Source organism: Haloarcula sp. MBLA0138, assembly GCF_055632455.1.
The window spans coordinates 1,314,068-1,326,587 of record NZ_CM145746.1 but is presented as its reverse complement, the minus strand read 5'-3'; the positions used below and the strand labels follow the sequence as shown (position 1 = coordinate 1,326,587).

13 protein-coding genes are annotated in these 12,520 nt (G+C 69.2%); 9 read left to right on the top strand and 4 right to left on the bottom strand.

What is annotated here, in order from left to right:
- Positions 1 to 84: 84 nt before the first annotated feature.
- The 3 genes from glyA to ACV7JO_RS06985 all read left to right on the top strand — a co-directional run bounded on the left by glyA (position 85) and on the right by ACV7JO_RS06985 (position 2,802).
- Positions 85 to 1,332 carry a serine hydroxymethyltransferase gene (gene glyA, locus ACV7JO_RS06995; RefSeq protein ID WP_470355623.1) on the top strand — a complete coding sequence of 416 codons (1,248 nt, stop codon included), beginning with the start codon at positions 85 to 87 and terminating at the stop codon, positions 1,330 to 1,332.
- A gap of 93 nt (positions 1,333 to 1,425) precedes the next feature.
- Positions 1,426 to 2,319 carry a bifunctional methylenetetrahydrofolate dehydrogenase/methenyltetrahydrofolate cyclohydrolase gene (locus ACV7JO_RS06990; protein ID WP_470355622.1) on the top strand — a complete coding sequence of 298 codons (894 nt, stop codon included), beginning with the start codon at positions 1,426 to 1,428 and terminating at the stop codon, positions 2,317 to 2,319.
- The gene (locus ACV7JO_RS06985) at positions 2,320 to 2,802 is read left to right on the top strand and encodes an NUDIX hydrolase (RefSeq protein ID WP_470355621.1); all 483 of its coding nucleotides are present in this window, start codon (positions 2,320 to 2,322) and stop codon (positions 2,800 to 2,802) included.
- On the opposite strand, the gene ACV7JO_RS06980 is transcribed toward ACV7JO_RS06985, so the two are convergent.
- Positions 2,803 to 3,519, bottom strand: coding sequence for a DUF7117 family protein (locus tag ACV7JO_RS06980; RefSeq protein ID WP_470355620.1), 717 nt, complete (start codon positions 3,517 to 3,519; stop codon positions 2,803 to 2,805).
- A gap of 59 nt (positions 3,520 to 3,578) precedes the next feature.
- Here ACV7JO_RS06980 and ACV7JO_RS06975 point away from each other — a divergent pair, with 59 nt between their 5' ends.
- Both ACV7JO_RS06975 and ACV7JO_RS06970 read left to right on the top strand, forming a co-directional pair.
- Complete coding sequence (locus ACV7JO_RS06975) at positions 3,579 to 3,725, top strand: hypothetical protein (RefSeq protein ID WP_470355619.1); 147 nt, start codon at positions 3,579 to 3,581, stop codon at positions 3,723 to 3,725.
- Between the two features lie 524 nt (positions 3,726 to 4,249).
- Entirely contained in the window at positions 4,250 to 4,525 is a 276-nt protein-coding gene (locus ACV7JO_RS06970) for a PadR family transcriptional regulator (protein ID WP_470355618.1), read from the top strand.
- A 14-nt stretch (positions 4,526 to 4,539) separates the two neighbouring features.
- On the opposite strand, the gene ACV7JO_RS06965 is transcribed toward ACV7JO_RS06970, so the two are convergent.
- On the bottom strand, positions 4,540 to 5,781 hold the full coding sequence (locus tag ACV7JO_RS06965; protein ID WP_470355617.1) for an AI-2E family transporter: 1,242 nt from the start codon (positions 5,779 to 5,781) through the stop codon (positions 4,540 to 4,542).
- Positions 5,782 to 5,895: 114 nt separating this feature from the next.
- On the opposite strand from ACV7JO_RS06965, the gene ACV7JO_RS06960 reads away from it, so the two are divergent.
- Positions 5,896 to 7,161 (top strand): MgtC/SapB family protein, encoded by a 1,266-nt coding sequence (locus ACV7JO_RS06960; RefSeq protein WP_470355616.1) that lies wholly within the window; start codon positions 5,896 to 5,898, stop codon positions 7,159 to 7,161.
- 6 nt (positions 7,162 to 7,167) lie between these two features.
- Here ACV7JO_RS06960 and ACV7JO_RS06955 read toward each other — a convergent pair whose 3' ends face one another.
- Positions 7,168 to 7,497, bottom strand: a complete 330-nt coding sequence (locus tag ACV7JO_RS06955) for a hypothetical protein (RefSeq protein ID WP_470355615.1) — start codon at positions 7,495 to 7,497, stop codon at positions 7,168 to 7,170.
- A 212-nt stretch (positions 7,498 to 7,709) separates the two neighbouring features.
- Here ACV7JO_RS06955 and ACV7JO_RS06950 point away from each other — a divergent pair, with 212 nt between their 5' ends.
- On the top strand, positions 7,710 to 9,551 hold the full coding sequence (locus tag ACV7JO_RS06950) for a sensor histidine kinase (RefSeq protein WP_470355614.1): 1,842 nt from the start codon (positions 7,710 to 7,712) through the stop codon (positions 9,549 to 9,551).
- A gap of 49 nt (positions 9,552 to 9,600) precedes the next feature.
- Complete coding sequence (locus tag ACV7JO_RS06945) at positions 9,601 to 10,557, top strand: HhH-GPD family protein (protein WP_470355613.1); 957 nt, start codon at positions 9,601 to 9,603, stop codon at positions 10,555 to 10,557.
- 92 nt (positions 10,558 to 10,649) lie between these two features.
- Here the strand turns inward: ACV7JO_RS06945 and ACV7JO_RS06940 are convergent, their stop codons facing one another.
- Positions 10,650 to 11,633, bottom strand: a complete 984-nt coding sequence (locus ACV7JO_RS06940) for a type IV pilin domain-containing protein (RefSeq protein WP_470355612.1) — start codon at positions 11,631 to 11,633, stop codon at positions 10,650 to 10,652.
- A 213-nt stretch (positions 11,634 to 11,846) separates the two neighbouring features.
- Between ACV7JO_RS06940 and ACV7JO_RS06935 the strand changes: the two genes are divergently transcribed.
- A complete protein-coding gene (locus ACV7JO_RS06935; RefSeq protein ID WP_470355611.1) occupies positions 11,847 to 12,425 on the top strand; it encodes an NADPH-dependent FMN reductase in 579 nt (192 codons plus the stop codon).
- Positions 12,426 to 12,520: the final 95 nt, after the last annotated feature.

The following is a 12,520-nucleotide window of genomic DNA, read 5'->3' as shown; positions in this document are numbered from 1 at the left end:
GCACGGGCGGCAGCCACCTGTCAGCGACCCGCACGCGCCGGCCGGACAGGTAGATTATTGACACGGGGGTTCCGAGGACCAGACATGACCTACGAGACCGTCCGCGAGGCGGACCCGGCCGTCGCCGACGCGCTCGAAGGCGAACGCGCACGGCAGAACGACACGCTGGCGATGATCGCCAGCGAGAACCACGTCAGCGAGGCCGTGATGGCCGCCCAGAGCTCCGAGCTGACGAACAAGTACGCCGAGGGGTACCCCGGTGAGCGCTACTACGGCGGCTGTGAGTTCGCCGACGACGTCGAGGAACTCGCCATCGACCGCGCGAAGGAACTGTGGGGCGCGGACCACGTCAACGTCCAACCCCACTCCGGTTCGCAGGCCAACATGGGCGTCTACCTCGCCGTCCTCGACCCCGGCGACAAGATTCTCTCCTTGGACCTGACCCACGGCGGCCACCTCTCGCACGGCCACCCCGCGAACTTCGCCGGACAGGTGTACGACGTGGAGCAGTACGAGGTCGACGAGGAGACCGGCTACATCGACTACGAGGGCCTCGCCGACCTCGCCGAGAGTTACGACCCGGACATCATCGTCTCGGGCTACTCGGCGTACCCCCGGGAAGTCGACTTCGAGCGGATTCAGGAGACGGCCGACGCCGTCGACGCCTACCACCTCGCCGACATCGCCCACATCACGGGCCTCGTCGCCGCGGGCGTCCACGAGTCGCCGGTCGGCGTCGCCGACTTCGTCACCGGCTCGACCCACAAGACCATCCGCGCGGGCCGGGGCGGCATCATCATGTGCGACGAGCAGTACGCCGACGACGTCGACTCGGCGGTCTTTCCCGGCTCGCAGGGCGGCCCGTTGATGCACAACGTCGCCGGCAAGGCCGTCGGCTTCGGCGAGGCGCTGGCCCCCGAGTTCGACGAGTACGCCCAGCAGACCGTCGACAACGCCGTCGCGCTCGGCGAGCGGCTACAGGAACACGGCCTCGACTTGGTCTCGGACGGCACCGACAACCACCTCGTGCTTGTCGACCTCCGGCCCTCCCACCCCGACACGACCGGCAAGGAGGTCGAGGAGGCGCTGGAGGCGGCCGGCATCGTCCTCAACGCCAACACCGTCCCCGGCGAGACCCGCTCGGCGTTCAACCCTTCGGGCATCCGCGCCGGCACGCCCGCGCTCACGACGCGCGGCTTCGACGAGGACGCCTGCCGCGAGGTCGCCGACCTCATCTACGAGGTCGTCGACGCTCCGGGGGACGACGCCGTCGTCGCCGAGGTCGGCGAGCGCGTCGACGAACTGACCGACGAGTACACGCTGTACGACTGAGCGGGAGTCCTGTGGGCGGTTCGCTGGCGTGACCGCCCGGGGGCCGGCCCGGCATAGTGACGTTTTTGCCTCCCCGGCGTCGCTCTCCACGTGATGACAGAGATAATCGACGGCGACGCCGTCGCCCAGTCGATTCGTGACGACCTCTCGACGGCCATCGACCAGTTGGCCGACGCCGGCGTCCGCCCGTCGCTGGCGACCGTGCTGATGTCCGACGACCCCGCCAGCGAGACGTACGTCTCGATGAAGCAAGACGACTGCGAGGAGGTGGGCATCGAAGCCATCGACGTGGAGATAGACCCCGAAGCCGACGCGAGCGAACTGTTCGACACCGTCGCGGACTGCAACGACGACGAGAACGTCAACGGCATCCTCGTCCAGATGCCGGTACCCGACCACGTCGACGACCGCGCGGTGCTGCGGGCCATCGACCCCGTGAAGGACGTGGACGGCTTCCACCCCGAGAACGTCGGCCGGCTCGTCGCCGGAAACGCCCGCTACAAGCCCTGCACGCCCCACGGAATCCAGAAGCTCATCGAGGCCGCCGGCGTCGACACCGAGGGCGCGGACGCGGTGGTCGTCGGCCGCTCGGACATCGTCGGCAAGCCGATGGCGAACCTCCTCGTCCAGAAGGCACCGGGCGGCAACGCCACGACGACGGTGTGTCACTCCCGGACCGAGGACCTCGCCGCCAAGACCCGCGAGGCCGACATCATCGTCGCCGCGGCTGGCGTCCCCGAGATGATAGACGGCGACATGATTCAGGAGGGTGCGACCGTCATCGACGTGGGTATCAACCGCGTCGACGCCGACACGGAGAAGGGGTACGAACTGGTCGGCGACGTCGAGTACGAGAGCGCGAAAGAGCGGGCGGGGGCCATCACGCCGGTCCCCGGCGGCGTCGGCCCGATGACCCGCGCGATGCTGCTGTACAACACGGTCAAGGCCGCCAGCCTCCAGCACGGCGTCGACGTGGACCTCCCCTGAATGCCGTCGCTCGGGGCCTTCGCCGACCGGGACGTGGTGACCCGCCGCGTCGCCCGCGAGACGGACCGGGACGGAATCGAGAGCGTCCGGCAGCGACGCGAGCGCGGCCTCTCGTGGGCGGTGGGCGCGCTCGTCGCAGACCCCGCCGACCGGGTGCTGGTCGTCTACGAGGACGGGACGTGGAAGCTCCCCGGCGGCGGCGTCGAGCCCAGCGAGTCACGGACCGAGGCCGTCGTCCGCGAGGTCCGCGAGGAGACCGGCGTCGCGGTGTCGGTCGACGGACTGGCTGCCGTGACCGAGGTGACCGTCACCCACGCGGGCGACGGCGAGACGTTCTTCTTCGGGACGTACCGCGCCACTCCCGAGACGACCGAGACGGCGGCCGAGCCCGGACTGCCCGGCGAGGGTATCGAGCGAGCGACGTGGCGCGAGTCGGTCCCTGAGAACTGTCTGGACCGCGAGCTACTGCGCCGCCTGCGGTAGCTACGCCCCGTCTTCGAGACCGCTGAGCCAGTTGTCCGCAGTGACGTAGGCGCTTTCCTCGCCGGCGGCGAACGCCCCGAGGTCCCGCGCCGCTCGCAGGAGACGATTGGCGTCGGCCGGGTCGACCTCGCCGTCCAGCGCCTCGATTCGCTTGCGGTGGTCCCGGATGCGCCCCGACAACTGCCGGGCCTGCTCGTCGGGATGCTCGTCGAGGTACGTCCGCACGTCGCGCTGGTACCGGTCGACCGCCGCCGCCATCGCCAGTCCGTAGGCGGTCCGGAGCGCGGTCGGGACCGCCTCGTGTCCGGGGCGCTCGCCCGCGTCGGCCCCGCGGAGCAGTTCGAGGAAGTACAGCTCCGTCGCCTCGTCGGGGCGCATCTCGCGGGCGAGGCGCGCGGCGACGTGGCGCAACTCGACCGCGGCGACGAACGTCTCGTCGAGCGGTTTCAGCTCCCCCGCGTCGACGAACCCGCGCTTTCGCGTGTACGCCCGGCAGGTCTCGGCCGTGCGCTCGGCGAGGTCCGCGTCGGGGACCTCGTCGACGCGGTTCCGGACCGGCGTGAGGTCGAACTCCGCCGGCGCATCGGTGTGTTCGGTGCGGTCGTCGACGCCGACGCTGCGGAGGCTCTCGCAGTCCGGGCACGCGATGCTCCCCGTGTCGTAGTAGGACCAGCGCGTCCCGCAGTCCTGACACTCCCGCTCGCCGCGAACCTTCATGTCACCTGGTGGGGCGGCGACCCTCAAGTTTGTTCCGCGAGCGCCCCGTCTGTCAGCCCATGCGCTCCGAACCAGAGGTCCGCGAACAGTACGAGTTCCTCGCCGCGCAACTCGACAGCGACGAGATGGACCACGAACGCGTCCGAGCGATGTTCACGCACTACAAGCGGGCGCTGGGCTGGGTACTCGAAACGGACCACATATAGCTCGTTCGGGGACGGCGTGACGGCCGGACGACATGAATCAGCAGGTCCCGGTACATTTAAGGTTATCAGTCGCCTTGGCAAAAGTGACGCTTCGCTTGGAGGGCCGAAGCGTCAGCGGGGACCAATTCAGGGCGGCAAGCGGTCGCGGTTTCCGCGACCGCTTTCCACTTTCGTATCTCGAACAGTACCGCGGAGCGACAGGTCGCGTGACTGCGCTTGCCTCGTCCCGAAGTCGGGTCACTCGATAGCATGGCACTCGTTCGGGCGTCCGCTTGTTCGACAGCCCCGACCGACGCGTCCGGCACCCAACTCGCACGCGTCAGTCCCCGCCCCGCAACTAATCTCGCCGTCGTCACCTTTCCCGGCATGATTATCCGTTGACTCGACTGGCCGAAACGCTACGACGCCCCGAACCGCCGTTACAGCCCCGATTCGACCGTCGTCTCCGATTCTGGTGGTCTCGAACTGGTCGCTGCCGACATACTTAAATGTTTTAGACAATAACGTTTGTTAAGGAGTATCAAATGCACGACCTGACCGGGTTCCAGCGCGACCTCCTCTACGTCATCTCGGGCAAGGAGGAGCCACACGGGCTGGCGATAAAGGAGGAACTGGAGGCGTACTACGAGAAGGAGATACACCACGGACGGTTGTATCCGAACCTCGACACGCTCGTCGACAAGGGGTTGGTCGAGAAGGGACAACGCGACCGCCGGACGAACTTCTACACGCTCACGCGGCGCGGCCGCCGCGAGATAGAGGCGCGGCGCGACTGGGAAGACCAGTACCTCGACGCGTAGGCCCGCTCACTCTCTCACTCCGCCGTCTCGCCGGCCGCCGCCCCGGTCCCGTCGGCCGACTCCGTTCCCCCGTCGACGGCTGCCGCCTCGTCTGCCGCTCCGGTCTCCGCTCCGAGGAGGTTCGTCGGGTCGACGGCCCGCGGTTGTATCTGTTTGCCCTCGACGAGTTCCGGGAAGACGAACCGACCGAAGTGAACGACGAGCACCAGCACCATCGGCGCGAGGAAGATACCGTACCAGCCAAAGAGGAACGGTCCGAGGATGTACGCGAACATGAGCATCCCCGTGTGGAGTCCGCGGCGACGGGGTCGCGGCTGGCGTCGCCGCCGCAGGAAACCCGGGGATATCGAGCCTCCGCCCGAGACGTACGGCCGGACCAGCAGGTCCGGTATCGTGTCGACGACGACCAGCGCGAGCGCGAAAAACAGCCCGACGAACCACCAGCCGTCGCCAGTGAACGCCGCCTGCACCGCGAGAAAGCCGGTCATCGGGATGTAGACGACCTTCATCCCGATGATGGGGATGAGACTCGCCGCACCCGCCAGCAGTCCCGTCAAGGCGGGGTACGGAATCGAGAGCGCCGGCGGCGCGAAGATGTCGACGACGCTGAAGGCTATCGCGCCGATGGCTCCCGTCACGATGGCGTTGAGGATGTTGCCGTAGAACACCCGGTCGAAGCTCCGGTCGACGGCCCGGAAGTACTCGTCGAGGACGCCCCGGCGGTCCAGAAACCGCTTGCCCCACTCGGCGAGGCGCGGTCCGTCCCGCAGGAGGTAGAACGCCAGCGCGAACATCACGAAGCCGTGGACCAGCGCCGTCCCGACGATACCGACGTAGTCGAGCAGGCCGCTCAGCATCGACACCACCGTCTCCGTACCGGCGGCGTCGGTCGCGAGCGCCTGCGGGTTCTCGAACACGTCGGAGATGCCCAGATACGGCCCGACCATCTCGGCGTACGGCCCGAGGTCACGCGAGGAGGCGAACCGGTCGAACTCCTGCAGCCCGATGGCGATAGTGTAGTAGAGCAAGGCGAGGACGGGGAGTGCGAGCAGGAACAGCGACAGCAGCGCGGCGACGGTCCGCTGTCGGACCCGGCGGTGGACCCACCGGTACAGCGGCCGGGTAGCGTAGTAGAGGAAGACGCCGAAGACGAACGTGCCCACGAAGGAGTAGACGACGAAAAGCAACGTGGCCGCGAGTACAACCCCGAACCCTATCCAGAAGGCCCGCGGCCAGTCCACGTCGTACTGTCCCATACGACAACCGCTTTCGGACCGGCGGACAAAAAGCTACCCTGTAGTTGGCCGGACGACGGGACACTGCCGTCGACGGCCGGACGACTTTACACCGCTGACCGCGTACGTCCGCGTGTGAGCGCCCTCCAACTCCCGCCCGCCGCAGTCGATGGCACGGTGCTCAGAATCGCTCTCGCGGGCGCGCTCGGCATGTTTCTCGGGTTGGAGCGCGAGTGGTCACACAAGTCCGCCGGCGTCCGGACGTTCGCGCTCGTCAGCCTGCTCGCGGCGGTGTTCACTATCCTCGATAGCCCGGCGCTGCTGGTCGTGGGCGGCGTCCTCGTCATCGTACAGGGTGTCCTGCTGGCGGTGCCGGGCCTGTTGGACGACGACGCCGGCCTGTCGCTGACCACGTCCGTCTCGATGCTGGTCACCTACGGCATCGGCGCGCTCGTGGCCGCCGGCTACATCCTCGAAGGGGTGACCGTCGCCGTCGTCTCCTCGCTGCTGTTGGTTCTCAAGCGCGAACTGCACAGCTTCGCGTGGGGCCTCACCCGTGCGGAACTGCGGTCGGCGACCGAGTTCGCCATCCTCGCGTTCGTCGTCTATCCGCTGTTGCCGGCCGAACCGGTCGCGGTCCCCGGCAGCCTGCCCGCGGTGACAGTCGAACTCCGGGTGGTCTGGTTGATGGTCGTCTTCGTCGCCGGACTGGGTATCGTCAACTACGCCGTCGTCCAGACCTACGGCGGGCGCGGCATCGCGGTGACGGGCTTTTTCGGCGGTCTCGCCTCCTCGACGGCGGTGGTCGGGACGATGCTCGACCACGTCAGACAGCGCCCCGAAGCCGCGTCCTACGCCGTCGCGGCCGTGTTGCTGGCCGACGCGGCGATGGCGCTGCGGAACCTCCTCATCACTGTCGTCTTCACGGTAGAACGGGGCGTGCTGGTCGAGGCCGCGGTCCCGCTGGGCGCGGTCGTCGCGGGGAGCCTCGCCATCGCGGCCTACGTCGCGGACTGGTCGACCACCGTCGAGATGGACTTGGAGAGCCCGTTCTCGATGCGGAACGCGCTGGCGTTCGGCGTCGTCTTCCTGCTGGTGGTCGTCGCCGGCGGTGTCGCCAGCGCGCAGTTCGGGGCCGTCGGCCTGTACGTCACGTCGGCGCTCAGTGGGCTAGTCTCCAGCGCCGGCGCGACGACCTCGGCGGTGTTGCTGTACCGCTCGGGCGCTATCGACGCCCCGACCGCGATGGTCGCTATCCTCGCCGCGACGGCGTCCAGCATCGCCGTCAAAGCCGCGTTGACCGCCGCCAGTCCCGACCGGGCGTTCGCCACCCGCGTCGCCGTCTGGAGCGCGGTCGTCCTCGCGGCCGCGGCGCTCGCGGCCGTCGCGTTGCTCCCTTGAGGCGGCTCAGAACTGGTAGCGCCGGTCGTCGTTGTCCTGTTGCTGGGGGAACTCCGGACCGCCGGTCATCTCGTCGAAGGTCATCCCCGAGAGGTACTCGTCGTAGGTGCAGTCGTAGCCCGACCGGAGGTGAAAGTCCAGTTGGCCGCGCTCGACCAGCGACTGGAACAGCGCGTGTAGCCCGCGGCGGACGAGTTCGTCGGGGTCGGCCGGGTCCAGCGCGACCGACAGCATCGCCAGTTCGTTGCGCGCCTCCCGGTCGAGGTCGACGGTCAGTTCCTCGCCCTGTGCGGCGTAGCGCTCCTGTACGTCGGTCTGGAGGTCGTCGAGAGTCACACCGTACGCGATGCGGAGCGCGGTGAAACGACTTACGACTCGACGGGCCCGCGCGGCCGCCGCGCCCGGCCTGAGTATCATTCGTTATCACAAATTTTATACGACTGTCATGACGAAAGCGAACAGATTGGCGTCGCGGTGCCGCCGCGCCGTCGTCGTCACCGATGTTGGGGAAGGACACGGGTACGGGCTCTCGTTCGGGGAGCGACGGGATGGACGCCACCACGGACAGTCCCGACAGTCGCGGCCCCGCCGGACGGGTGTTCGCCCGGCTCGTCCCCGCGAGTATCAGACAGCGATACGCGGCGAAGTTCGCGCTCACGCTCGCGCTGGTCGTCGTCCTCGTCGCGGCTGTCGGCGCGGCCAGTTACGCCCAGACGCGGGCCGCGACCACCGAACGGGCGGTCGACGACCTCCGGACGACCACAGGGGTCCGGGCTGACGGGGTCGGGGAGTGGGCCGGCAGCAACTCGGCGACCGCTCGGACGGCCGCCCTCGCCGACGTGTACGCGACCGGCGACACCGAGGCGGTTCGGCGTCACCTCCGAGCAGTCGCCGCGGCCGCACCGGCCGATGTCGTCGGCGTCCACTACGTCGCTTCCGACGGAGACCGGGACGTCGTCGTCGCCAGCACCGACGATGCGCTCGAACGTCGCAACGTCGGCGCGGTCCGGCCGGCGTGGCAGTCGCCGATAGGCCGGGCGGCGCTCGCTGCCGACGCCGGAGCGGTTCAGCTGACCCGCCCGGCCTACGCCGTCGACGACCAGTCTCGGATGGCGTTCGTCACCCCGGTCCCGGACGCTGGGGGTACCGTCGTCCTGACGGCGGCGGTCCCGCCCCGCGTGGCCGACCCCGCTCCGTCGAGTCGGACGACCGCCGTCGTCGACCCCGCCGGGATGCCGCTGTTCGCGGCGACCCCCGACGCTGTCGAGGGCTACGTCGGAACGGCGGGCTTCGACGCGGCGCTGAACGGGTCGCTGACCGCGAGCGGGACCGGCGGCGAAGTCGTCGCCTACGCCCCGGTCACCGGGACCGACTGGGTCGCGCTCACCGCCGTCCCCGAGTCGGTGTTGTACCGGACGAGCCGTGCCGTCGGCCGGAGTGTCGTCGCCATCGTCGCCACCGCCGCCCTCTCGCTGGCCGTCGTGGCGGCCGTCCTCGGCCGGCGGACGGCCGCGCCGCTGGTCGACCTCCGGGAGCGGACCCAAGCGATGGAGGACGGGGACCTCACGGTCGACCTCGGGACGACGCGGACCGACGAAATCGGTCGTCTCTACGGCGCGTTCGCCAACATGCGCGACGCGCTCCGCCAGCAGATACGCGAGGCCCACGCCGCACGCGAGGAAGCCGAGCGCTCGAAGCGGGAACTGGAGCGCCAGAACGACCGCCTCGACCAGTTCGCGTCGACGCTGAGCCACGACCTCCGGAACCCGCTGACGGTCGCGCGCGGCCACGTCGAACTGCTCGCCGCCCGCACCGACGACGAGGACGCCGACCGCCACCTCTCGAAACTGGAGGGCGCTCACGACCGCATCGAGTCCATCATCCAAGACGTGCTGACGCTCACCCGGAAGGGGGCCAGCGTCGAAGAGACGGCCCCGGTCGAACTCGAGAGCGCCGCCGAGGCGGCGTGGGACAACGTCGACGCTAAGAAGGCGACCCTCGATATCGACGGGAGCCGGACCATCGAGGCCGACCGGGCGCGCCTGCTGCGGGCCTTGGAGAACCTGTTTCGCAACGCCATCGACCACGTCGGTCCGTCGGCGGCGATAACCGTCGGCCTGACCGACGACGGCTTCTACGTCGCCGACGACGGCCCCGGCATCCCGTCCGAGGAGGTCGACGACATCTTCGACTACGGCCACACCACCAGCGACGAGGGCACCGGTATCGGCCTCTCCATCGTCAAGACCATCGCCGAGGCTCACGGCTGGCGGGTCTACATCGACACGACCTACGAGGACGGCGCGATGTTCGTCTTCGCCGACGTGGTCGAGACCCCGGACTGGCGCGAGTCCGGCTTCGAGTGGGTCGGCGTCGAGGGCGACGACTGAGCCGGCGGCGACCGCCACACACAAGCCCCGACACCCCCAACCCCGCCCAATGACCGAGCAGGCGACCCCGGCGGACCGTCCCGGCGACGTGCCGGCCGACCCGACGGCGGTCCAGCGCGCCCTCGTCGAGTGGTACGAGGCCGACCACCGGGCGTTCCCGTGGCGGCAGACCGACGACCCCTACGAGATTCTGGTCTCCGAGGTGATGAGCCAGCAGACCCAACTCGACCGCGTCGTCTCGGCGTGGGAGGACTTCCTCGACCGCTGGCCCACGGCCGCGGCGCTGGCCGACGCCGCCCGCTCGGAGGTGGTGGCGTTCTGGACCGACCACTCGCTTGGGTACAACAACCGCGCGAAGTACCTCCACGAGGCGGCCGGACAGGTCGTCGAGGGGGCCGTCGACGGCGTCGACCCCGGCGAGTGGCCCCGCGACCCCGACGGCCTCTCGGAGTTGATGGGCGTCGGTCCCTACACCGCCAACGCCGTCGCCTCCTTCGCGTTCGACAACGGCGACGCCGTCGTCGACACGAACGTCAAGCGCGTCCTCTACCGCGCGTTCGACGTGCCCGACGACGACGCGGCCTTCGAGCGGGCGGCGAGCCACCTCATGCCCGCCGGCGAGTCCCGCGTCTGGAACAACGCCGTGATGGAACTCGGCGGCGTCGCCTGTGAGAAGACGCCCGACTGCGACGGCGCACAGTGCCCGTGGCGCGACCGCTGTGTCGCCTACCAGTCGGGTGATTTCACCGCCCCCGACGTGCCGACCCAGCCCGAGTTCGAGGGGAGCCGCCGGCAGATGCGCGGGCGCGTCGTCGGCGTCCTCGGCGAGTACGACGAACTGGCCGTCGACGACCTCGGTCCGCGCGTCCGCGTCGACTACGCCTCCGACGGCGACGGCGAGGGGAGCCGCGCGTGGCTGTTGGACCTGCTCGACGACCTCGAATCCGACGGTCTCGTCGCGGTCCGCGAGCGGGACGGCGAGACGACAGTCGCTCTCCGAGAGTGACGCGCTGGCGCGGGCGCCCACGAAACGTGACCGAGAGGCACCACACGGCGTGTCGAATTAGCGGGTGAAAAAAGGCCGTCGCCCAGTCGACTCTACCGGTTCTGGTTGTTGCCCGATACGGAGTCTTGGGCCAGCGAGTCGCCGCTGCCCACCTCAGCGGGGTTCTCGTACACGGTCACTCGAATCGTCTCCCCGGGGAAGTGGTCGATGTTTATCGCCTCCGTCGAACCCGAGGGACTGTACGAGTTCACCTGCACGGTGGACCCTCGGTCGAGGTTCTCGACGACGAGCGTCACGTCGCCGCTGTCGGCGTTGGAGTAGCCGACCTGTGCGTCGATGGACCCGCTACCGTCCGCCGCGTAGGACGTGAGCGATTGGACCGTCGCGCTCGCGGTCGTGTCGGACGCCTGTGCGAGTCGCTTGTTCTTGCCGCTGGTTTCCCACAGCGTCGCGGTGAACGTCTCGCCGTCGTCGACGCTGAAGCCGGTGAACGTCACCGTCCCCGGACTGTTGAGCGTCTTGCTGTTGGTGTTGCCGCTCCCGTCGGTCACTTCGAGGTAGGCGCTGTTCCCGGAGGTGCCGGTGAACGAGGAGACGTCGACGGCCACCTCGTCAGCGCCGGCGTTCGCCGTCACGCCCGCGATGCCGCCGCCGCCGGCGGGTGCGTCGTCGGGCACGACGAACTCGCCCAGCACGGCGGTCGTCTCGCTCCCGTCGTCGGCGCGCCAGACGACGCGTAGCTCCTCGCCCGGCCGGACGTTGACGGTCGTGGAGTCGCCTGCCTCGACCGTCCCGCTCCAGCCGGTCCCGCCGAAGGTGGTCTGCCCGTAGGCCGCGCCGGCCAGTCGGAGCTGGTCGGCCGCGACGTTGTCGCCCTCGGCGTGGGTCACGGTCACGTCGCCGGTCCCCTCGTTGTAGGTAAACTCGAAGGCCGTCTGCGGGGCAACGTTCTGGGACCCGCCGATGATGCCCAGCGCGAACGTCGCAACGACGGTGGCGATGATGACCGTCACCGCGACCATCAGAATCACTCCGATGACCGACGAGACGGCGCGGTCTGTCTGCTGATTCGTCATTTCAGCGCCCCAGCCGAAGTGGCACCGACCGAGTCGTCGTGGCTCTGTCGCCTGCGAAATACGTTCCAGTCCGTCCCATCGTATCAGTATTTAGCAAGAATACGGGAACGCGCTCTAATAAATCCCCCGGGGAACTCATGGGCCGAGGGCGTCCGCCACGAGCGGGGCACCGACGGCAGTGGTTCTTTGCCACCGCGCTCGCAACGGAGAGGCATGTCGAGACCACACGTCGTCGGAATCGCCGGCAGTCTCCGGGACGAGAGCTACACGCGCGTCGCCGTTCGGCGCGCGCTGGCGGCCGCCGCCGACGCCGGCGCGACGACCGAACTGGTCGACCTTCGGGAGTACGACTTGCCGGTGTTCGACGCCGACGAGCGCGATGCCGGCGACGCGCCCGCCCTGACCGACGCCGTCGCCGCCGCCGACGCCGCCCTGCTCGGGACGCCGGTGTACCACGGCTCCTTCTCCGCGCCGCTGAAGAACGCCCTCGACTACTGCGGCTTCGACGAGTTCGAGAACAAGACCGTCGGCCTGCTCGCGGTCGCAGGTGGGAGCTTCCCGATTACGGCACTCGACCACCTCCGCTCGGTCTGCCGGTCGCTGAACTGTTGGGTCATCCCGCATCAGGCGGCCATCCCGAAGGCCCGAACCGTCGTCGAGAACGGCGAGATACGGGACGGGGACATCGACGAGCGCGTCGCCACGCTCGGCGAGGAGGCGGTGCAGTACGCCAACATCGAGCCGGACCCGTCGTGTCTGGAGAGCGCGGAGAACGTCGGTGCCGACGACTGAACGAGCCGCCGGTCCGCTCGCGTTCCCGGAGCTGCCCGGCCGACAGCGGGGCGCGACCGCGGCCGACCGACTCGGAGGGAAACCGTCAAACCCGC